The organism is Lysinibacillus sp. KCTC 33748, from assembly GCF_002237755.1.
In the GTDB taxonomy this organism is placed as follows: Bacteria; Bacillota; Bacilli; order Bacillales_A; family Planococcaceae; genus Lysinibacillus.
In genome coordinates this window covers 203,020-225,935 of sequence record NZ_MWSJ01000003.1, presented here as the reverse complement: position 1 = coordinate 225,935, position 22,916 = coordinate 203,020, and the positions used below count along the sequence as shown (strand labels likewise).

20 protein-coding genes and 1 riboswitch are annotated in these 22,916 nt (G+C 38.4%); of the genes, 3 read left to right on the top strand and 17 right to left on the bottom strand.

The window, feature by feature from the left end:
• Positions 1-373 precede the first annotated feature (373 nt).
• Complete coding sequence (locus tag B1B04_RS06800; protein ID WP_079560592.1) at positions 374-1,501, bottom strand: S-layer homology domain-containing protein; 1,128 nt, start codon at positions 1,499-1,501, stop codon at positions 374-376.
• An 85-nt stretch (positions 1,502-1,586) separates the two neighbouring features.
• On the opposite strand from B1B04_RS06800, the gene B1B04_RS06795 reads away from it, so the two are divergent.
• Positions 1,587-1,838, top strand: a complete 252-nt coding sequence (locus B1B04_RS06795) for a hypothetical protein (RefSeq protein ID WP_079560590.1) — start codon at positions 1,587-1,589, stop codon at positions 1,836-1,838.
• Positions 1,839-2,046: 208 nt separating this feature from the next.
• Here B1B04_RS06795 and B1B04_RS06790 read toward each other — a convergent pair whose 3' ends face one another.
• From B1B04_RS06790 to B1B04_RS06770, 4 genes are all read right to left on the bottom strand, one after another.
• Positions 2,047-2,352: a hypothetical protein gene (locus tag B1B04_RS06790; RefSeq protein ID WP_079560588.1), complete on the bottom strand. Its 306-nt coding sequence runs from the start codon at positions 2,350-2,352 to the stop codon at positions 2,047-2,049.
• A gap of 241 nt (positions 2,353-2,593) precedes the next feature.
• Positions 2,594-3,928 carry a type I glutamate--ammonia ligase gene (gene glnA, locus B1B04_RS06785; RefSeq protein WP_079560586.1) on the bottom strand — a complete coding sequence of 445 codons (1,335 nt, stop codon included), beginning with the start codon at positions 3,926-3,928 and terminating at the stop codon, positions 2,594-2,596.
• 83 nt (positions 3,929-4,011) lie between these two features.
• Positions 4,012-4,386: a MerR family transcriptional regulator gene (locus tag B1B04_RS06780; protein WP_079560583.1), complete on the bottom strand. Its 375-nt coding sequence runs from the start codon at positions 4,384-4,386 to the stop codon at positions 4,012-4,014.
• A 559-nt stretch (positions 4,387-4,945) separates the two neighbouring features.
• Positions 4,946-6,196 carry a methionine gamma-lyase family protein gene (locus B1B04_RS06770; RefSeq protein ID WP_079560578.1) on the bottom strand — a complete coding sequence of 417 codons (1,251 nt, stop codon included), beginning with the start codon at positions 6,194-6,196 and terminating at the stop codon, positions 4,946-4,948.
• Positions 6,197-6,482: 286 nt separating this feature from the next.
• Here B1B04_RS06770 and B1B04_RS06765 point away from each other — a divergent pair, with 286 nt between their 5' ends.
• Positions 6,483-7,088 carry a trimeric intracellular cation channel family protein gene (locus B1B04_RS06765; RefSeq protein WP_079560574.1) on the top strand — a complete coding sequence of 202 codons (606 nt, stop codon included), beginning with the start codon at positions 6,483-6,485 and terminating at the stop codon, positions 7,086-7,088.
• Positions 7,089-7,208: 120 nt separating this feature from the next.
• On the opposite strand, the gene cobT is transcribed toward B1B04_RS06765, so the two are convergent.
• Entirely contained in the window at positions 7,209-8,264 is a 1,056-nt protein-coding gene (cobT, locus tag B1B04_RS06760) for a nicotinate-nucleotide--dimethylbenzimidazole phosphoribosyltransferase (protein ID WP_079560572.1), read from the bottom strand.
• Positions 8,265-8,378: 114 nt separating this feature from the next.
• Positions 8,379-8,555: riboswitch (cobalamin riboswitch) on the bottom strand.
• Between the two features lie 174 nt (positions 8,556-8,729).
• On the bottom strand, positions 8,730-9,602 hold the full coding sequence (locus B1B04_RS06755) for a DMT family transporter (RefSeq protein WP_079560570.1): 873 nt from the start codon (positions 9,600-9,602) through the stop codon (positions 8,730-8,732).
• A gap of 328 nt (positions 9,603-9,930) precedes the next feature.
• Here B1B04_RS06755 and B1B04_RS06750 point away from each other — a divergent pair, with 328 nt between their 5' ends.
• The gene (locus tag B1B04_RS06750; RefSeq protein ID WP_079560567.1) at positions 9,931-10,326 is read left to right on the top strand and encodes a hypothetical protein; all 396 of its coding nucleotides are present in this window, start codon (positions 9,931-9,933) and stop codon (positions 10,324-10,326) included.
• A 58-nt stretch (positions 10,327-10,384) separates the two neighbouring features.
• On the opposite strand, the gene B1B04_RS06745 is transcribed toward B1B04_RS06750, so the two are convergent.
• From B1B04_RS06745 to miaB, 10 genes are all read right to left on the bottom strand, one after another.
• Entirely contained in the window at positions 10,385-10,687 is a 303-nt protein-coding gene (locus tag B1B04_RS06745; protein ID WP_079560565.1) for a rhodanese-like domain-containing protein, read from the bottom strand.
• A gap of 313 nt (positions 10,688-11,000) precedes the next feature.
• Complete coding sequence (hfq, locus tag B1B04_RS06740; RefSeq protein WP_079560563.1) at positions 11,001-11,231, bottom strand: RNA chaperone Hfq; 231 nt, start codon at positions 11,229-11,231, stop codon at positions 11,001-11,003.
• Between the two features lie 91 nt (positions 11,232-11,322).
• The gene (gene miaA, locus B1B04_RS06735) at positions 11,323-12,225 is read right to left on the bottom strand and encodes a tRNA (adenosine(37)-N6)-dimethylallyltransferase MiaA (protein WP_079560561.1); all 903 of its coding nucleotides are present in this window, start codon (positions 12,223-12,225) and stop codon (positions 11,323-11,325) included.
• On the bottom strand, positions 12,212-13,126 hold the full coding sequence (locus B1B04_RS06730) for an alpha/beta hydrolase (RefSeq protein WP_079560558.1): 915 nt from the start codon (positions 13,124-13,126) through the stop codon (positions 12,212-12,214). The genes miaA and B1B04_RS06730 overlap by 14 nt, the downstream gene beginning before the upstream one ends.
• A gap of 3 nt (positions 13,127-13,129) precedes the next feature.
• Positions 13,130-14,776: a glycerol-3-phosphate dehydrogenase/oxidase gene (locus tag B1B04_RS06725; protein ID WP_079560556.1), complete on the bottom strand. Its 1,647-nt coding sequence runs from the start codon at positions 14,774-14,776 to the stop codon at positions 13,130-13,132.
• A 397-nt stretch (positions 14,777-15,173) separates the two neighbouring features.
• Positions 15,174-17,045 carry a DNA mismatch repair endonuclease MutL gene (gene mutL, locus B1B04_RS06720; RefSeq protein ID WP_079560554.1) on the bottom strand — a complete coding sequence of 624 codons (1,872 nt, stop codon included), beginning with the start codon at positions 17,043-17,045 and terminating at the stop codon, positions 15,174-15,176.
• Between the two features lie 14 nt (positions 17,046-17,059).
• Positions 17,060-19,663 carry a DNA mismatch repair protein MutS gene (gene mutS / locus B1B04_RS06715; protein ID WP_079560552.1) on the bottom strand — a complete coding sequence of 868 codons (2,604 nt, stop codon included), beginning with the start codon at positions 19,661-19,663 and terminating at the stop codon, positions 17,060-17,062.
• Between the two features lie 129 nt (positions 19,664-19,792).
• Positions 19,793-20,422, bottom strand: coding sequence for an outer spore coat protein CotE (cotE, locus tag B1B04_RS06710; RefSeq protein ID WP_240518226.1), 630 nt, complete (start codon positions 20,420-20,422; stop codon positions 19,793-19,795).
• Between the two features lie 385 nt (positions 20,423-20,807).
• Positions 20,808-21,245 carry a YlbF/YmcA family competence regulator gene (locus B1B04_RS06705; protein ID WP_079560550.1) on the bottom strand — a complete coding sequence of 146 codons (438 nt, stop codon included), beginning with the start codon at positions 21,243-21,245 and terminating at the stop codon, positions 20,808-20,810.
• Positions 21,246-22,790, bottom strand: coding sequence for a tRNA (N6-isopentenyl adenosine(37)-C2)-methylthiotransferase MiaB (gene miaB / locus B1B04_RS06700; RefSeq protein ID WP_079560547.1), 1,545 nt, complete (start codon positions 22,788-22,790; stop codon positions 21,246-21,248).
• Positions 22,791-22,916 lie beyond the last annotated feature (126 nt).

The window sequence follows — 22,916 nt, the reverse complement described above, 5'->3', positions numbered from 1 at the left end:
GGATACGCTGTACATGATGGTTTCTTATATCTTAACTTGTTTATAATGTTACGCTTATTATAAAAATGTACATTACTAAATTTCAATTTTAGTAGTGTACATTTTATTTTTTGCTGCTTAACATTCCTACTAGGATTTTAAGAAAGTCTCTACACCATTTTTCAATAAAGGCAAACCCATTCACTTACAACCCTATCTGTCACTCCAATTCTTTCGCGATTTCAATCATAGATTCATTGCCTTTTAAATATCGCTGGACTGCTTGAATCAATGTTCGGCATTTACTTTTGCCATAAAAAAACCCCCGTAAAAGTTAGATTGATGTCTAACTTTTACGGGGCGATTCAGAGAATTCCTTACGCTTTTTTTGTTCTTAGTTGATCTCAGTTTCTAATGTTTCTTTCCAATCTTGTTCATAGTCATCTTCATCAAGAACAACGTTATAAATTTTCCATTTACCATCATTACTTTTCTTAAGATGAGCAGTTCCTGATAAGTCAATTTTCATGTTAAAAGACATATCTGGCGCTGTCAAAGATATTTTATATACTAAGTTATCAATACGGACTTGAGCAAAATGATTATTTACAGATACAACTTTGATCGCATATTCACCAATCTGTTCCTTCTTGAATATAACATCTGATTCTTCAAACATACCTGCCATATCCAAACTATCAAGTGAATAAGCTAATTGGTAACCAATTGTCGTTTCACGATAAAGTGCTTCTAATGCTTTTAAGTCTTGTTGTTCAGTGAATTTCGTCTCATCTTTAATGTTACGATCAACTGCTTGAATGATCGCAAGTTGATCTCCATCTGTTTCGGGCTCTAGATGCAAGGCACGGTCAATCATCACGATAGCTTCAGCACGAGTTGCATCATTGTAAGGCTTGAAAACATTTCCGTACCCTTTGATAATTCCTACAGCTGCCGTTTTCACAACTGCTTCATAGGCGAAATTCCCCTTTGGTACATCTGGGAATACTTTTCCTGTTACTGAAAAATCAAGCTTTGACTCGAATGCACGGTAAATCATGACTGCCATTTCGTTACGTGTAATCTTGTCATTCGGTCGGAAAGTACCGTCTGGTTTACCATTGATAATGCCTTGACTACTAGCAACCTTAACAAACTCGTAATACCAATTCGCCGGTTTTACATCAGGGAACGATTTAACTGTTTCACCTGCACGTAAATTCATCGAATTCACTAAAATTTTAGTGAATTCAGCACGAGTAATCGGATTTTTTGGTTTTATAGAGACGGATGTATATTCATATTCCTCTCCATCTTCTTCAAACGATTCTGTTTCCACATATCCGTCTATGATATCCGAATACACAAAGCGTTCCAATTCATTGTATGCCCAATGATCGTAATCAACATCCTCCCAAAAATACATATCGATGGATTTTTCTGCTGCTGCTGCTTCTGCTGGCGAAACAGAAATAAGTCCAAACAATACAAGGGAAGATAAAAAAACATATAGTGCTTTCATTGGTTTGCTCCTACTTTCTTCTATTAAAATTTTACCAATAGACATAGTTTACATGACTGCTACAAATATATATAGAGTGCAAAATATGGAAATAAAGAAAGCTAGTCATATGCCTCATGAAAATCTGATGGAGGTTTTATTAGCTACCGATTTGGTTACATTAGAGGATCATTACGAACCGAAAAAGAAAGTATTTCAGGGAAAAGTGCATTTCCAGGGGGCGACGGGGTTTGATTATGAGGAAGAGCAGGGATTGTTGAATTCCTCTTTTAGTGAAATTGATTTTGAAATGGTCAATCAAATTGAAGTGGAACGATTAAAGAAAGAGGGAAATTAGATAATTCGAAAGGTGAAAAAGGTTCGGGAGTTCTAATCACAAATAAAAGCTGAACTAATGCAGAAATTAGTTCAGCTTAAAAATAATTCGTTATAATGTTGTACATTTCATAAAGAATACTGATGTAACAAGCGAATTACTTAACCTCTTGACTTTTAATAAAATTGACTTCCTTATCGCTAAAAATGGTTGTTGAATGCATTTTTTATTAGTCTATGTATCTATTTATTTCTTTTTTTTGTAAAATTAGTAAATCTCTTAGTGACCAAATGAAGAATAGTAATGGTAAACCACTGATGATTAAAAACGGAAAAAGAGATGATGACATAGCACCAAGTAAAAACACTACTGGAAGAGTCGCGAGAAAAATCAAGAAATTAATCACACATGTAAATTTATAATACTTTAAAGAAGCTTCTTTAGGTTCTTTTTTTCTGAAAAAGATAAAAAAGATAATTTGATAAAGATAAAAAATTGATATACTTATAAATCCAAACGATGATACTATCTCCATTTAATTCACCTCTTTTAAAATAATAATGCACGTAGTCAAGTGTGTATAGGGCATATAAGAAAAACTTAAATATTTACGAATAACTTAGCTTTTATGTATTAATTTGCGTTCTTTTTATTATTTTGAAGACCTTCTTTTGATAAAATTTACTAAATTCTATCAGAAGATACCGCATAAAATGATGTACTTCCAGGCCAGGCGCACAAAAAAACGTTGGAGCCTCATAGCCCCAACGTTTTAATTAGTACATTTTTAAATATTGATCGCGTTCCCATTGGTGTACTGTTGTACGGTACATGTCGAACTCGATTTCTTTTGCTTCTTTAAAGTTTGCATAAATATGCTCACCTAAAGCTGCTTGAGCTACTTCATCCTTAGCAAGTAATGCTAAAGCATCATCAAGCGCTGGTGGTAAGTTTGCGATACCATTCGCTTTACGCTCTTCATCAGACATCACGTAGATGTTTCGGTTAATAGCAGCTGGTGGTGTTAAGTTTCGACGGATCCCTTCAAGACCAGCTTCTAAAATAACAGCCATCGCTAAATACGGATTAGCAGATGGGTCCACAGAACGTACTTCTACACGAGTCGAAAGACCACGTGCTGATGGGATACGGATCAGTGGTGAACGGTTTTGAGCTGACCATGCTACATAACACGGCGCTTCATAACCAGGTACAAGACGTTTATAAGAGTTAACTGTTGGATTTGTCACAGCTGTGAAGCCTTGAACGTGTGAAAGGACACCTGCCATGAATTGCATTGCTGTTTCAGAAAGACCTAGTTCAGTAGATTCATCGAAGAATGCATTCTCTTTACCTTTAAATAATGAAACATTAAAGTGCATACCAGAACCCGCTTCACCGAATAATGGCTTCGGCATGAATGTAGCATGTAGACCGTGTTTACGTGCAATTGTTTTAACAACTAATTTGAACGTTTGAATATTGTCACAAGCTGTGATTGCGTCTGCATATTTGAAGTCGATTTCGTGTTGTCCAGGAGCTACCTCATGGTGAGATGCTTCAATTTCGAAGCCCATTTCTTCTAGCTCTAGTACGATATCACGACGGCAGTTTTCGCCAAGATCAGTTGGTGCTAAGTCGAAGTAACCACCGTGGTCGTTCACTTCTAATGTCGGTTCACCTTTTGCATCTAATTTAAATAAGAAGAATTCTGGTTCAGGTCCTAAGTTGAAGCTTGAGAATCCCATATCTTCCATTTTCTTAAGGATACGTTTTAAGTTATTTCGTGGGTCACCAGCAAATGGCTCGCCTTTAGCAGTGTATACATCACAGATGAAACGTGCTACTTTCCCTTTTTCAGAAGTCCAAGGGAACACTACGAAAGAATCTAAATCAGGATGTAAATACATATCTGATTCTTCGATACGTACGAAGCCTTCAATGGATGAGCCATCAAACATCATTTTGTTTTCTAGTGCTTTGTCTAATTGGCTTACAGGAATCTCAACGTTTTTGATTGTGCCAAGAATATCTGTAAATTGTAGACGTATAAAGCTTACATTTTTTTCTTCGATTAGACGTTTAATGTCCTCTTTAGTGTATTTACCCACAGTTTTCCACACTCCTATAAATTGTCTAGCTTTTTATAATTACCCTACTCTATTAATAAAGACATGAATGATGTTGCCTTTTATTAATAGAATCGAGATAAATCCCCTCGACGGATGGATGATTTTTGCATGCGCTGTGCTTGACGCACTTCTTCACGCATGATGTTACGTAATTCTGAGTCACTTAAATCACGCTCATCTGTTGAAACAGGTTCATTCTTTTTAGCGAACAGCTTTTTAATTTTCGCCATGTTCATACCCTGATCCAAATAATCTTTAATTTCCAGCAGTGTATCGACGTCATTTAATGAAAACATTCGACGGTTGCCTTCTGTTCGGTGCGGCTCAATTAAATGGTGTTCTTCATAATAACGAATCTGACGTGCCGAAAGCTCTGTCAATTGCATTACGATATTCATAGATAATAACGGCATAGTTCGTCTAATTTCACGACTCATTTAAGTTCCCCTCCAATACTCGCTAATCATATAACGAAAAATTTATAGTGTCAACCACTCATGTAAGCTTTCCTAACATGGATTAAAATATTTTTTTGAAATGATGAAAAATTGTAAAAAACTATACTTCACATCCTAACGTGGGGTTGATTTCCGTTCCGGCTTGGCGCTTTCCCGGGGACGTCCGATGAGCCGCTTCACTCGCGTTGCTCGCTCCAGGGTCTCGGGCCAACACGGTGTTGGTCACGAAGGCATTATCACGGGATGTGATGGTTTTAGCCTTCGTTCCTCTATCGCTAATCCCCAAGGAGTCGCCAAGCCTCCACTCCAATCAACTTATATCAATTTCGCCTTGTCGTAATTGCTTCCGGATTTTGAAGATCCGTGACATCCGCCGGAGGCTTTATCTCCATTCAGTAGGTGTTAGGATATTTCATCATGAAGTAGTCTTCTACTGAATGATGATAAATGGCATTCACTTTAAGAAGCTTCATCTTCAACTGTTCGTTCATAAGTAAAAAAACTATTCAAAAGGAGGTTTTGAATAGTTTTTCGTTACTTATTTTTGGATTTTTTGAACAGCACTACAAATAGCAAATTTTACGTGCTCGTATGTTAACCCACCTTGAATAAAGGCGGTAAATGGCGGACGAATAGGACCGTCTGCTGTGAGCTCAATGCTTGAACCTTGAATGAAAGTTCCAGCAGCCATGATGACATCATCTTCATAGCCAGGCATATACGCTGGCTCTGGTGCATAATGCGCATTAATTGGTGAGTTTGCTTGAATTTCACGGCAAAAAGCAATCATTTGTTCCGCCTTTTGGAAAGAAACCGATTGAATTAAATCCGTACGATTCGCATCATACCTTGGCGATGTATTCATGCCTATTTCTCCCAGCATAGCAGCTGTGAAAATGGCACCTTTTAATGCTTGAGATACAACATGTGGCGCGAGGAAAAATCCTTGATAGAAATCACCGAGCGTATTTAATGTTGCACCTGCCTCAGCACCAATACCTGGCGATGTCATACGGTAAGCACATTTTTCTACTAAATCTGCACGACCTGCAATATAACCACCAATTTTCGCTAAGCCTCCACCAGGATTTTTAATGAGCGAGCCTGCTATTAAATCCGCTCCAACCTCTGTCGGTTCTAGTGCCTCAACAAATTCTCCGTAGCAATTATCAACGAAAATAACTGCGTTCGGTGCTAATTCACGGATCTTTGCACACATTTCTGCAATTTGCGAAATAGTAAAGGATGGGCGTGTTGCATAGCCCTTCGAACGTTGGATAGCAATCATTTTTGTGTTTGCTGTAATTGCAGCTGCAACACCTTCCCAATCAATCTCTTGATTATTCAATAAATCCACATGGCTATAACCGATTTTATAATCTTTTAACGAGCCAGTATCTTTATCGCCACCATCGACTATTGATTGCAATGTATCATACGGCTGCCCCGAAATATAAAGTAATTCATCACCAGGACGTAGTACTCCGAATAAGCTAAGTGTGATTGCATGTGTACCAGAAATAATTTGCGGACGCACAATAGCAGCCTCCGCTCCAAAAACCTCTGCATAAACACGTTCTAGATTGTCACGCCCTTCATCATCATAGCCATAACCGTTAGATGGGTGCAGATGATAATCACTTACTTGATGCTTTCGGAATGCAGCAAGCACTTTTTGTTGATTGAAGAACGCCATATCTTCTACCTTTGCATGAAAAGGGCGTACCTTATCTTCTATTTTAGCAGCTAATGCTAGTGTTTCTTCTAATAAATTGGTTGTAAAAGTCATTATGTTCTTCTCCATTTCACATTTGTTCAAATCTTATCTTAACAATTTGTGAGCTTGCCTGCAAAAATTGCTTGTGTTTCTAATTGCATTTAGGCGCTTAGTTAAATTAAAAACTATATCTATGCATTTCTGCTATAATTAGATACTTAATATCTGATAATTCCAAATCATAAGTCGATGCTTTCTTTGCTTCTGATACAAAAAAGAAGACTTTAATGTTTTCTAGTTCGTATTAGTAACTAATCTACAACAAGAAATGATTTTATTCACTTAAGGGGTGAAAGGGTTGGCTTGGGAGGTTTTTAGTATCATTGGAACAATTGCCTTCGCTATTTCCGGGGCAATAATTGCAATGGAAGAAGAATATGATTTATTCGGTGTCTATATACTCGGTATCGTAACTGCTTTCGGTGGTGGAGCTATACGAAATCTATTGATAGGTTTACCTGTAACTACACTTTGGGGTCAAGATATGATGTTCCAAATTGCCATTGCAGCGATTACGCTATTTTTCTTATTTCCGCACCGTCTTATTCAGCATTGGCATCGCTGGGGCAATTTTACCGATGCTATCGGATTATCCGCATTTGCCATTCAAGGTGCTCTCTATGCTGTAAAGCTCGACATGCCTATTAGTGCAGTTATTGTAGCTGCTGTCTTAACAGGGTCAGGTGGTGGAATTGTTCGCGATTTATTAGCTAGACGACAACCATTAGTCCTCCGTGATGAAATTTATGGTGTTTGGGCAGCACTAGCCGGGCTTATTATCGGACTTCAACTTTTCTCAGGGGATATCTTTTTATATGTATTATTTGGTGTGATCACAGTATTAAGAATACTTTCATATACGAAGAAATGGCGGTTACCGTTGCGGAAGTTGAATCGAGCATAGCTATACCGTTGCATATTAACAAGCCCAAATATCAGATTTGGGCTTGTTTTGAATTTTTCTTATTTTCACAAACGCCGTGCATCCACAGCAGCGACAATAAGTACCTAAAGATTAATAAATCTACTTTTTCAACAGTAACATAGCTTCCTCTAATGTAGTCATGTTTTTCATCATAGAGCTTGCTGCATCCAAAATAGGAAAGGCTAAAGCTGCACCAGAGCCCTCTCCTAATCGCATATTCATTTGTAGCATTGGTTCAATTCCGAGCATTTCAGCAGCAATTTTTGCACCAGGTTCTTCAGAAGCATGAGAAGGAATAATATAGTCTTTTACGTTTGGCTCAAGTTCGTACGCAATTAGAGCAGCGATAGTAGAAATAAAGCCGTCAATAACAACAGGTTTGCGATGTGCAGCAGCAGCAAGTATTACCCCTGCCATCGCGCCAATTTCTAACCCTCCGACTTTTGCAAGAACATCAATAGCATCATGACGATTTGGTTTGTTTAATGCTATAGCTTTGTGGATGACTTCTACTTTATGTGCTATTCCTCCTGGTCCAACTCCTGCACCGAAGCCTGTCACTTCATTCGGATGACACTCGCGAAGAACCGATAATATAGCAGCACTAGGTGTTGTATTACCGATACCCATTTCACCTGTCCCGAGTACATTTATCCCTTTTTTGATTTCTTCCGTAGTTACTTCAATTCCTACTTCAATTGATTGAATGGCTTCTTCCTTTGACATAGCAGGACCCTTTGCCATATTATCCGTACCATATTTAATCTTTTTAATGATGACACCAGCATCATGTGGAATATCCTCTTTAACCCCAACGTCTACCGTAACAATTTTTGCATTCGTTATTTTCGCGACAGCACAGACACCTGTTCCTCCTCTTGGGAAATTTAGCGTTTGGAAGACCGTCACATTTTGTGGATTCGGCGTCACTCCTTCTTCACAGACACCATGATCCGCGGCACAGACAATAATTGCTTTATTATCAATTGCAGGATATAGTTCACCTGTAATACCGGATAGTTGCACAGCTAGAGTTTCCAGCTTCCCCAAACTACCAGGAGGCTTGCAAAGTGCATCTATGCGTTCTTTTGCCTGCCCCATCATTTTGTGGTCTGCACTTTGAATGTTTTGGATCGTTTGTTGTAATAATTGCATGAAAATTTCCCCTTTCTTATTTGCCCTTGTTACTCGAAGAATGATTTAGAGAAAAAAATAAAAAGCCTGTAGTTTATCCATAACAAATAAACTACAGACTTTTCCATCGTCTATATAATACGAAGCAGATAGGCAGGTCTCCTGGCTCAATTTCAACATTTCATAGAACCTTCCCAGAACGATGCTAGTGGCATTCTCTATGAAACTCCCTTTTACAGTGGTGGGACCGCTAAAGCTTTTCACTTTATTCCCTATTCTCCCGCAATGGGCACCTAATGCTTTTATGCAATTATTTTTAATTTACGTCAAAGTGTTTAATGTGTCAACATTTTAAATTTTCAAGCTTCATGGTTTTTTTAGTGAACGGATATGCTGGTCCCTTTTCTCTTTAATTATTTTTTATAGTATGTCATTAAGCAAAAATAGAAGCTCCCATGCATAAAGGCTTGGGAGCTTCCTGTTTGTTTATCGCTGTGAGATCAACTTTGTTTTGTCTAATTCACTCAGACATGTTGCACCGAGCAAAAGAATAGCGCCTATTATTTGTAGGGTCGTCATTTTTTCTCCAATAATTATCGCCGAAATCAGTAATGATGTTAGCGGATCAATATAGCTTAAAATAGCTATACTTTGCCCTTTTAAATGACGCATTCCGAAAAAGAACAGATAGAAGCCGATCCCAGCATGGACGATGCCCAATGCTATAAGTAAACTAATTGATTTTATATCGATTTGTATTACTTTGAACCCATTAGTCCCCACAAGATAAAGTGCGAGGAATAACGCTGCTAAAGCAAGCTGAATAATCGTATTATCGGGCTCTTTTAAGCCATGAATATACTTATTGGTGAATGTAACTATTGTATAGAAACAAGCTGCAATAAGCCCATAGATAATTCCGACATAATGTTCGCTCGTTTCGGTAGTTTGACTTTGGACAATAAAATACAGGCCTACTAGTGCAACACAAACATAAAAGATTTTCCGTGCAACTATTTTCTCTTTCAAAATGATTGGTGATAAACAAATTACTAGTACTGGAGCAAAATAGTAGCTTAGTGCCGCATTTGCGATGGTTGTTTCCTTGTACGCTTGGAAAAGAAAAATCCAATTGCCACATAAAGCAAAGCTCGAAAGTATCAATGGCCATTTATTTTGCAAAATAGTTGTTTTCGTAAATTTTTCTTTTTTATAAAGGAAAATCAACAGTAAAAAACAAGAGCCAATGAGACTCATCCAAAAGGCTATTTCACTTGAAGGCAACTTAATATATTTTGCAAAAACACCGACAGCGCCAAAAATAATCATCGATACAATAAAAGATGGTTTTCCGCTCATTTCTAATTCCTACTTTCTACATGTATATAGTCTCCGATATACAGTAGAATCTATTGAGAATTAGCAAGCTTTTAATGAATGCCTAAACAGTAGATTCTACTGTAAAGACATTGTTGGGGGTGCTATTGTTCGATACATACTTATCCCTCCTTAACGGTTTTAATTGTAACACATTTCTGAATATTCGCGCGCAAGAATATTAATGCTAGATGCTATCTTTTGATAAGTGCCAAAACGATAAAAATTAATGAAAACTGGTGTGCTAAATAAGTTTGGGAGTTAATAAAATCTAAGGCAGGACAAAATTAAAAAGGTAGGTGAAGAGACGTTGGACACAAAAGAGCTAAGAAACGCAATTGCTGAAACATGCGAGAATTATGATAGCCGATATGCTCAGCTAGTAAAACCGATAAACCAAATATTAATCAATGTAGACGCTTCAATAAGTGAAGATACAGCGAATAAAATCATTGAAAACTTAAAGTTATTTCACAGTGGAGATAAAAACATTACTGAATGTCACTTCGATGAGAGCGAAAACTTCTTAATGGAAGGTATAGAACACCTTCAGAGAGGAGATCTTGCGAATGGCGCATTACAAATTTACGGTGCCGGTTTAAACTTTGCCAGTTATAACCTAAAGATCCGGGAGCTAAAAAATGAAAATCCATACAATCATTTCGAAAAAAATTTTAGCCTTATTATAGACTCACTAAAAAAATAAGCGCAATAAAAAAAGAAAGAGCGAATATTGAAAGGCTCTTTCTTTTTTTATTATGTCATTATTTAAATTCTAACTCTCCATCATAAGCAAGCATGCCGCCTTCAAGGTTTGTTACGTCAAAGCCTTGAGCTTCTAGATATGCACAAGCATTTGCTGAACGTCCGCCTGCCTTGCAAACGATAATGTATGGCTTAGCAGTATCTAATTCTTCTAAGCGCTCAGGGATTGTCCCAAGAGCAATGTGCTGAGCACCAGGAATCATACCCTGAGCTACCTCATCCTCTTCACGAACATCAATAATGAATAGGTCTTCGTTTGCATCTAATAGTTCTACTATTTCTGTTGTATCCATAGATTTCATCTGTGTAGTCCTCCAAAATGTCAATTTCCTCTTACATTATAGCCTGAAGGCAAAAAAACAGCTAGTGTCAAGAACACTAACTGTTTAAGTATAGTTTTTTGCGGCTCCTTACCATAACGTGAGGTTGATTTCCGTTCCGACTGGGCGCTTTGTTGTTGGTCACGAAGGCGTTATCACTGGACGTGATGCTTTTAGCCTTCGTCCCTCTAAATCGCTAATCCCCAAGGAGTCACTCAGCCGTAACGAAGAGCAACTTATTCAAATGGTAAACGTTTTATAAAATCTGATTCCCAAACTTTTGATGATGAATGATCTATTCACCTGTCTCTAAAAAATCCACTTGCTTTGCTGGAACAAATGTAGAAATAGCGTGTTTGTAAATAAGGTGTTGTTTGCTATCAGCATCTAGTAATAATACTGTAAAATTATCATAGGATTTCACAGTTCCTTTTAACTGAAATCCGTTTAACAAAAACACAGTTACAAAGACATTATTTTTACGTAAATGGTTTAAGAATGTATCTTGCAAGTTAATTGATTTCATCAAATATACCTCCCTATACTCTCTTTCTACCTCTTCATTCCTATAGTAGCATGTTCTACCAATTTAGCAATTAGTAATTTTTAGAAATTATTCAAAGTTTTTCTTCATTATTAACAAAATATACATCCATTTTGTTACGGAAATATGTTAGCTGTCTTTTCGCGTAGCGGCGAGAATTTTGCTTTAAGCTGTCAACGGCTTCTTCTAAAGAGCATTTACCATCTAAGTAATCGTATAATTCTTTGTAGCCGATTGCTTGGATTGATTGCACACCACGAATATTTCTCTGCCATAAGCCCTTTACTTCTTCTAAAAGTCCTTTTTCCATCATTATATCAACACGACGGTTAATACGATCATAGAGCACTTCACGTGACATATTTTGCCCGAGCCCTAAAATCACATGATTGTACAGTGGAACCTCTCCACGATTTTGTTCTTCGGATGCCTTTGAAACGCCACTAAGCTCAATCATCTCTAACGCACGTATGACACGGCGAGTATTATTTGGATGAATAGTCTCCGCTGTTTGTGGATCAAGTTTTTTCAGCTTAGCATGCATCGCCTCTGGGCCTAATTTTCCCAGTTCTTCATAATAGGCTTTCCGTGCCACCTCATCTACCTGCTCCTCTGTAAATTGAAAATCAAAGAGTACTGCCTGCACATATAAACCTGAGCCCCCTACAATAATCGGTAGCTTGCCACGCGTTTGAATTTCTGCAATTTTAGCTCGCACTAATTTTTGATAGTCTGCTACTGAAAAGGATTCTGTTGGCTCTTTGAAACTTAGTAAATGATGGGGTACACCCTCCATCTCTTCTTCCGTAATCTTAGCTGTACCAATATCTAAGTCTCGATAGATTTGCATGGAGTCACCGTTAATGATTTCTCCATTATATTTTTTTGCTAACTCAATACTTAATGCTGTTTTCCCAGATGCTGTAGGTCCTACGATTGCTACGACCTCTGCCTGTTGTATTTTATCTTGTATCATATTTTTCTAACCACCGTAATAAAACTTGATAGACTGCCTCTCGATTATCCTCGTTTAGGATTTCATGGCGCTTATCCTCAAATAAGTAGACCGTCACGTCCTGTATGCCTGCTTCTGTAAATTGTTCTGCAACAGCGTATACACCTTGACCTTGTTCTCCTACTGGATCTTTGCTACCACTTATCAATAATATCGGTAAGTCTTTTTTCACTTTTGCTATTTCACTTTTACGATTTAACGACCTGAAACCTGTTGTTAAATCGACAAAAAATTGATTTGTTGGGATAAAGCCACAATACGGATCATCTATATATTTTTCCACTTCGTCCTCTACTGAACATAACCAATCATAAGCAGTCTTCGAATTCGGGAACTGTTTATTAAAGCTACCAAAGCTCAGCTTATTTAATAACTTGCTCTCTGTCTCTTTACCAAGCTGTTTGGCTAATACTTTTGCTACTAAATTCCCCATCGTATGCAATGCTGTAACATTCCCTGTTCCACAAAGAATCACGTGATCCACTTGATCGCTGTGCAATTGTATATATCTTCTAGTAATGAACGATCCCATACTATGACCAAATATAATTAATGGTACATCTGCAAATTGTTCATGCAAAAATGTTACTACTTCATGCGCATCCTCTACGACACGATCAAACCCATTTTGTTCAGCAAAAAAACCTAATGTGCCATTATAGGCCGCTGTTTCTCCATGCCCTCGATGATCATGCATTGTCACTGCATAGCCCGCTTCGTTTAGGCTATTGGCAAATGTAACATAACGTTCACTATGCTCCGCCATGCCATGCAATATATGAATATGACCAATACATGGCTTCGATGGTTTTAATGTTCGAATAAACAGAAAATGGCCATCTGACATTTCAATATAACGCATTACCTACACTCCTTCCTCTGCAAAATTTGTTGCATCTAAAATAGCTTGCTCTAGTTGAGCTACATAAGTATTTCTTTGTGACTCTGTATAGTTAAAATGTTGTTGCATCACTTGAATGACCTGCTGTTTATAACGTTTTACTGCATCAATATCAAAGTATAATAAGCCTGTTCGACGAATAAAGAAATCACTTGGCGTATACACCATTTCCGCTTCTATGCCATAAAGTAACATGGCATGTAAAACTAAAGGCATCGTACTTCCGTGCTCATGTAAAAATTTCACCTGGTTATATAATGCGTCAACATTTGTCCCATATTTTTGTACAAGTTGTTTTGCTTCATCATAATTAAGGCCATACTGAACGCCCTCTTTAGCTTTATAAGAACTATAATCAGGGAAATTAATGGCATTAATGCCCTTTGCACCGGAAAGTGACAACTCACGTGTTACACATGGACTTGCGTGCTTATATTTATGGATCTTTACAATTTTATCAACGATTGTTTCTGCCATTTGACGGTAGCCCGTCAGTTTACCACCGGCAATTGTTATTAGCCCACTTGGAGCCGTCCATATCTCATCTTTGCGTGAAATTTCGGATGGATCCTTGCCTTTTTCATAAATAAGTGGACGCACACCTGCCCACGACGATTCAACCGTATCTCTTGAAATATTTGCAGTTGGAAACACTGTTTTTGCAGCTACAATTAAATAATCAACGTCCTCTCGGGTAGCGACCGGATGTGTAGGGTCTCCCTCGTAAACTGTATCTGTTGTTCCTACATACGTTTTACCATCACGTGGAATTGCAAAGGCCATACGCCCATCCACTATATCAAAGTACACGGCTTGCTGTAATGGAAAATCTTTTTGATCAAGGACAATATGGACCCCTTTTGTGAGACGTAATTGTTTTTTGTCTACTACTTTATCCTTTTGACGGACTTCATCTACCCAAGGTCCAGTTGCATTGACGATTTGCGCAGCATGCACATCGATTGTTTTCCCTGTAACATGATCCGTCACTTGTGCCCCAACAAGCTTTTTCTTCTCATATAAAAACCCTGTCATTTCCGCATAATTTAGACAAAGTGCCCCATATTCCACAGCTTTTTTCAACACTTCAATAGTTAGACGGGCATCATCTGTACGATATTCAACGTAATAGCCACCACCAATAAGCTCATCTTGATTGAGTAAAGGCTCTAGCGCTGCCGTTTCCTGAGCGTTTAACATAGTTCTACGTTCATGCTTTTTAACACCTGCTAATCGATCATAGACCTTCAATGCCAATGATGTTGACAATGGTCCAAGTGAGCCCTTTTTATATAATGGTAGTAGCATTTTTTCAGGCGTTGTAACGTGAACAGCATTGTCATATACAATTTCACGCTCACGCCCAACCTCCGCTACTACACCTACATCAAGTTGCTTTAAATAACGAAGTCCACCGTGAATAAGCTTTGTTGAACGGCTTGATGTACCAGCAGAAAAATCCTGCTTCTCTATCAAAGCGACTGATAACCCCCTCGATGCTGCATCAAGTGCTATGCCAGCACCAGTAATGCCACCACCGATGACTAAAACGTCAAAGCTATATTGCTCTAAAAAATGCATAATTTTAGGACGATGCTCAAATGAAAACATACCTTTTTCCCCCATTTGCTATAAATTGAAAATACGTGTAACTTTTGCTGTATATGTCTGATTGTATAACTAGTTATAACTTTAAGCATAGAAACTCCAATGTCATTCGTATAGCTCATCACCATAACATGTAGTTGATTTCCGTTCCGACTGGGCGCTTTCCTGAGGGCGTCCGATGAGCCGCTTCGCTTCGCTGCAGGGTCTCATCTGTGACGCTAATCCCCAAGGAGTCGCCCAGTCTCCACTCCAATCAACTTAATATCCATGACATACATTCTAGCAAAATGTCATCCACAACTTTTGATGATGAGTCATTTGTATATGCTTTACCTACAAAATTCCTTTTATGCACATGTACTGTGTATGTTACTTTGAACCTTTGTTCTAGGCGTTATAATTACATTACCCGTTTAAACATTTTTTCCACTTCATAAGATGTAAAATGAATAAGTACTGGACGTCCGTGCGGGCATGTAAATGGATTGTCGGCATTGCGTAAATCTCGCAATAACACTTCCATTTGCTCTTTCGTTAAATAATAATTGGCCTTTATCGACTTTTTACAGCTCATCATAATCGCTGCCGCCTCACGTAATTTTTTGACGTCCGCTTTTTTAGTTGTCAGCACTTGTTCAATTAAGTCCTCAATAATTTCCTGTTCTTCCCCTTTAGGGAACCAGCTCGGATGCTCCCTTACGACAAATGATGCCTGACCAAATTCCTCTAAAAATACGCCTACAGCTTCTAACTCCTGTCGATTTTCTCTTAAAATAAGAGCCTCGTCAGCAGCATAATGGAAAGTCAATGGCAGCAATAAAGCCTGACGCTCATTCGGATTCACCTGACCGACCTTTTCACGGAAAAATTCATATTTAATACGCTCCTGAGCAGCGTGCTGATCAATTAAATAAAAACCATCCTCCATTTGCGCAACAATATACGTGCCGTGAATTTGCCCTACCACTTCAAGTGCAGGGAATGGTTCTTTCGGAGGCTCATCCTCCAAAACTTCCATTGGCTTTCCTAGTGTCACTTCTTCTTCAGAACGATTCACTTCCATCATTGGTGTCGGTTGCCAACTTTCTTCAATGGCAGTAGGGACGGATTCAGATTGTGGCACTATAGGATCTAATGTGTTGGACTCTTGAACAGTTTGTACATCATAAAGTTTCTCTACAATAGCATTCATTTTCTCCACATTAAGCTTTGGTGCAGGTTTCCAAATATTTAACTGCTCTGTCTCAGACTTTGCCACTTTCTCCTTCTTTTCCATTTGCGGTACTCGAATAACATGGCGAATATTCTCTCGTATCGTTTCCTCAATTAGCTTAAGAAGCTCAGGCTCCTTACTTAAACGTATTTGATGCTTGGCAGGATGAACATTGACATCTGTTAAATAAGGATCTCCCTCTATAAAGAGCGCTACAATCGGAAAACGTTCAATGGGCAAATACGTATGATAAGCATCTACAATCGCTTTTTGTATTAAATAATGCTTCACCCAGCGACCATTCACAAATAACGACATATAGTTTTTCGAGGCACGAGTCACCTCAGGTAGTGATACAAAGCCAGAAATTTTATAATCCTGTGATTCTCCACTGAATGCCACCATTTTTTTAGCATTATGCACACCGTAAATGGCCGCTAACACTTGCTGAACATCCCCTCGTCCATTTGTTTGTAGCAATTGCTGGCCGTTATGCAGCAATCTAAACGCAATTTGTGGATTTCCGAGTGCAAGGCGATTCATTAGATCAATTGTATGCCCAAGCTCGGTCTGTATTGTTTTCATATATTTTAATCGAGCGGGTGTATTGAAAAATAGCTGTGCTATTGTAAGATCTGTTCCCTTACGCAAAGGGCCAGGTTTATGTGTGGCGATATGCCCACCCTCAAGCTCTAAATACGTTCCTGATTCACCATTTGATGTAATCAGTGTCATTTTTGACACTGATGCAATGGAAGCTAATGCCTCACCACGGAAGCCAAGTGTACGAATTCGAAATAAATCATGCTCCTGATGAATTTTACTTGTCGCATGGCGAGAGAATGATATTAATGCATCCTCTTCATCCATACCACTACCATTATCAATGACCTGAATTGAAGTGAGGCCCGCTTCTAGTAAAAAAACATCAATGGACGTACTTCCTGCATCAATGGCATTTTCAACAAGCTCTTTAACTACAGAGGCCGGTCTTTCTACTACTTCCCCTGCCGCGATTTTATTGGACAGCCACTCGTCCATAATTTGTATTTTTCCCATAGCGCATCACTCCTTTACTTTTTTGCATTTACTAGTTGTTGCTGTAATTCATATAAAATATTCATCGCTTGCATTGGTGAAGTGCCTAGAATATTTACTTTTTCTAGGTTTTTAAGCACCTCAGATTCTGCAGGAGAAATTGGTTCTTCTTCTGTAAATAGGGACATTTGCATTGGCTTTTCATCAACTTCCTGTACCACGACTACTTCGTTTTCGGCTTCGTGTCCGGCTTCGTGTCCAGCTTCGCTTCCTGCCTCGAAGTTTTCAAGCAGTACTTGTGCTCTTGTTAAAATTTCCTCTGGTAATTGAGCAAGCTGTGCTACATGAATCCCGTAAGATTTATCGGCAGCCCCCTTTTTCACCTTATGCAAAAAGACAACTGTGCCATTTTTTTCAGTAGCAGATACATGTACATTTTGCAGTCGAGGAAGCTCCTTTTCTAGTGCCGTTAATTCATGATAATGAGTTGAGAACAGTGTGTTTGCTCCAATTTTATCATGGATGTATTCCATCATGGATTGAGCAAGACTCATGCCATCATAAGTAGATGTCCCGCGACCAATTTCATCAAATAGCATTAAACTATTTTTTGTAGCATGCGTAATGGCGTGCTGAGATTCTAACATCTCCACCATAAAGGTTGATTGTCCCGCTGCTAAATCATCTGCCGCACCGATGCGTGTAAAAATCTGATCTGTAATTGGTAATCTAGCTTTTTCAGCAGGCACATAACAGCCCATTTGTGCCATCACAACAATTAGTGCAACTTGACGCATATACGTACTTTTACCAGACATATTCGGACCTGTAATCAGCATCATATTGTTATTATCCTCAAGAACACAATCGTTTGGCACATACATTTGCTTATTAAGCATTTTCTCAACAACTGGATGGCGCCCTTCAATAATTTCTAGCGCACGTCCTTCATGAAACTCAGGCTTCGTAAAACGATATTTCTCTGAAACACTCGCAAAACTTACTAGCACATCCAGCTCACTAATACTTGCCGCTAATGCTTGTACACGTGGAATAAACGCCTTTAATTCATCACGTATTTCCACAAACAAATTATATTCTAACGTTAAACTTTCTTCCTCCGCATTTAAAATTAATGCTTCTTTTTCCTTAAGCTCTTGCGTAATATAACGTTCAGCATTTGCCAAAGTTTGCTTACGTTCATAGCGTGTTAAATCAGCTAAATGGATATTAGATTTCGTAATTTCAATATAATAACCGAAAATTCGATTGTAGCCGATTTTTAAGTTTTTAATACCTGTTTTCGCCCGCTCCTCTTGCTCCAGCTGAGCAATCCAATCTTTCCCATTCCGTGAGGCATTGCGTAGCTCGTCTAAACGCTCATTATAGCCATCGCGAATGACGTCACCCTCTTTAATCGTAATTGGTGGGTTGTCCGTAATTGCACGAGCTAAAAGTACCTCCACATCCGCACACGTATCAAGTGCTGCGCCTAGCTTCTGCAATGTTTCTTTATTAGCACCACGTAATTGCTGCTGAATTACAGGTACTTGACGTAAAGAATCACGTAGCTGCGCTAAATCACGTCCACCTACATTACCAAAAGCTACACGTCCAGCTAAACGTTCTAAATCGTATACTTGTTTTAAAGAGGCTTGGAGCTCCGTTCTTACAAAATACTCCTCCAACAAATCAGTGACGTTCGCTAGTCTCGCTTCAATGGCAGAACGTGAAGCAAGAGGTTGGTGTAACCATTGCTTTAATTTCCGTCCGCCCATTGCCGTCACGGTGTCATCCAACAACCATAAAAGCGTGCCCTTTTGATCGCCGCCGCGAATAGATTGAATAAGCTCTAAATTACGCTTAGAGCTAGAGTCAATACGTAAATAATTTTTCATTTCATTATACGTAAATGCCTGGATATGTGATAAGGAACGCATTTGTGTTTTATCGATATAATGAAGCAAACGAAGGCAAGCGATTTGTAAATCATTCGGCACCGCTTCTACATAATGTGCAGCTTTAGCCAACGTCATTTCATCTGTTTCAATAGAAAGGACGATACCGACATTAACTGCATGCTCTGCTAATAGCAGTTGCAAATTTTCCGTGACAATTAATTCACGAATACCGTATGCCTGCATTTGCATTAATAGTGCTTTACCGTCGCCCTCAATCGAGGAGGCTACTGCTTCACCTGTAGATAAGTCTAAATAAGCGTAGCCAAATGTCGTATCATCAAATTGCTCTGCAGCGCCAATAAAATGATTGGATTTACCATCGAGCGACTTACTTTCCATGATCGTACCCGGTGTAATAAGTTGTACGACTTCACGCTTCACTACACCTTTTGCTTGCTTCGGATCTTCTGTTTGCTCACAAACTGCAACCTTATAGCCCTTTTGCACAAGTGTTTCAATATAATTTTTTGCCGAATGATGTGGAACACCACACATTGGAATTCGCTCTTTTGCACCAGCATCTCGGCTCGTTAATGTAATTTCTAAAAGTTGTGAGGCATTAATAGCATCCTCAAAAAACATCTCGTAAAAGTCGCCTAATCTAAAAAATAAAAAGGCATCCTTGTAATCTTCCTTTACCTGTAAATACTGTTGCATCATTGGTGTATATGTTGTCATTTTAAAAATTCCCTCGCTCTAACCATATAGATATTTTTATTATAACAAAAGATACATGCGAAACGCTTCAATCACCTTTTTTTAAGATGCTAGCGCTTCGCATGTATAAAAGAAATATGTTCTTTACTATTATCTTTGTCGTTCATCAGGAAACGATGAAGACTCTAAAACATACCTGCCTTCTCCACTAGAGCTAGACGAAGAAGATGAGCTTGAGCTTGAGCTCGAACTAGATGAAGACGAGGATGAGCTCTCATCATCAAAGTTCCATTCCTCTTCGAAATCTAGTGGATGTACACTAATACAAATCGTCGTTTCTCCCATTACCTCTACAACGACTTCACGTTCTACTAAGATTTCAAATTTCGTACCGCATGGAGAAATGATTGCCTCTATGCAGTTTGGCTCTTGAATGACACGTACACGTACATCATCACCAACACTTACTTCGCCTTCTCTAAATGAAAGCTTCACTTTGTCTTTATAGTGCACCGTTTCAGAAAACACTGCTGTTTTCGAATGATTACTATAGGCATACCATACATTGACATCAAACTTCCCTGATACTTCTACAAATTTACCGACTTTTTTCGCGGAGCAAGTATGATTAATAACCCAGCAACCGAGAATGCTTGTCGGCTTATTTGATGGACATAATGTTACACGTTCTTCTGTTCTCTTCTTCCCTTTGGCAACTACTGCTCTCGTCACGATTTGTCGTAAACGTTTCAGCGCAATTCCTCCTTCGACTCTTTTCACTCCATCATATGCAGGTAGCGCCTATTGGGTGAACATATATTTTTATAGAATCGAATTAAGGATTAAATTCATTTTACATAGTATGTTGTCAGAAACACGCCAATATCTATGAAAATTGAAGCCTAGCCGTAATTGTTGCTTATATTGTATGTCTCTTCAGCAAATCGAGGGGTTGATTTCCGTTCCAGCTGGGTGCATACCTGGAGTCGCCCAGCCGTAACGAAGATCAACTATTTCACATTGTATGTCTCTTCTGGCATTTCACTTTAATTTATGATTATAAAACGAAGAGCGACAGGCATCTTCATTTCATTGACACAATAGTTTTTTAACAATAGTAAAGCTCGAATGAAAGCATTCATTCGAGCTATTTCTTCAATTATTTTTATGAGCAACTGCCTGGTGTTGTATTTGCTACGTATGAGCCAGTTTCTCCACGAAGTAAATCCCCACCTGTTGAACGAACAATCTCATTTGTAACATTGTTTGCAATTGTGTTTGACACTAGTTGTAATAAATCATTTACATCCCCTTGAGATTCTTTAAATTGTTGAACTACTGGGATTGCGTTGATTTCTTCTTCGATTTTTCCGATTTTATCTTCAATTAATTTAAGCGCTTTTTCTTTTCCTAAGTGTTGGAAGTTAACAGCTTGCTTTTGTAGGCTTTTTAAACTTGCAATACGTTCGCGTACTTGTTGGTTTTCATTGATTTGTGCTTCTGCCTTTTTGAAAAATTCAACTTCTGGCGTATTGGCAATCATATGCGCAATTTCATGTGACTTCTTGATTAAATCTTCTTTTGTATATAATACTTGTGTCATTTACGCTTCCACCTTTTCATTTTTTACTACTTCTACGAATTCACCACTCAGTGAATATGAAGTAGCTTCAACTATTTTTACTTTCACTAATTGACCAATTAGATCTGCTGGGGCTTTAAAGTTTACAAGACGGTTTTTACGCGTGTAGCCAGCTAACACATCATCACGTTTTTTACTCGTTCCTTCGACTAATACTTCTACTATTTCACCCTTCAAGCTCTCTAATGCTTTGCGAGAGTATTCCCCTACTACCGCATTTAATCGGTGAAGACGTTCTTTTTTCACTTCTTCAGGTACATTATCCACCATTTTGGCAGCAGGTGTACCCTCACGAGGAGAATAAATATAAGTAAAGGCCATTTCAAAACCTACTTCACGGTACAAGGATAATGTCTCCTCAAATTGTTCTTCAGTTTCATTAGGATAACCTACGATAATATCAGTCGTTAGTGTTACTTCCGGAATAGCCGCTTTAATTTTCGCTACTAATCCAAGGAAATGCTCACGTGTATATTTACGCGCCATAATTTTTAGCACATCATTTGAACCAGATTGTACTGGTAAGTGAATATGCTCCACTAAGTTACCACGTTTTGTAAGTACTTTGATTAAATGATCATCGAAGTCACGTGGATGACTCGTTGTAAATCGAATACGTGGGATATCGATTTTTCGTAATTCATCCATTAAATCACCAAGTCGATATTCAATATCCTCAAAATCCTTACCGTAAGCGTTGACATTTTGTCCTAAAAGCATAATTTCTTTATAACCCGCAGCCGCTAGTTCACGAACTTCAGCAATGATTTCTTCTGGACGGCGACTACGTTCCTTACCACGTGTATAAGGTACAATACAATACGTACAGAATTTATCACAGCCGTACATAATATTTACCCAAGCTTTGATGGAACCAAGACGTTTTTTCGGCAGATTTTCAATTACATCGCCTTCTTTAGACCAAACCTCAATGACCATTTCCTTAGACATATATGCTTCTTTTAAAATGTTCGGTAAACGGTGAATATTATGTGTACCAAACACCATATCGACATGCGGATAACTTCTTAAAATTTTATTGACCACGGATTCTTCCTGTGACATACAGCCACAAACCCCGATTAACATTTCTGGATTTTTACGTTTATATTTTAACAGGAAGCCAAGTTCTCCAAATACTTTATTTTCTGCATTTTCACGGATGGCACACGTATTCAGTAATACGACGTCAGCTTCATCAATTATATCTGTAGGCGTATATCCTAGCTGCATAAAAATCCCAGCCATAACTTCTGTATCATGCTCATTCATTTGACAGCCATACGTACGAATATAGAAAGTACGCCCTGTTCCCATACCTGCAAACTCTTCTGCAATGTTAAAGTCCTTATGGTACTTAACATCTTCTTTCCCACGTTTTTTAGCATCTTTTAATGAAGGTGCCGTAAAGACCGTTTCAAAATATTTACTATAATCCTTTTCAGGCTTGTCTTCTTTTTTTGGTTGATTGACTTGTTGATTAGCTAAGCGTTGTTCTTCATTCATTGCAATCAGGTAACTCCTTTCAAACGAATTCCATACATTTGAAATCCCGTTTTACTATTATACTGAATAATTGCAACATCCTACAAGGCTTGTGTACTAAATGTCGCGGTTTAGACTTAATTACAC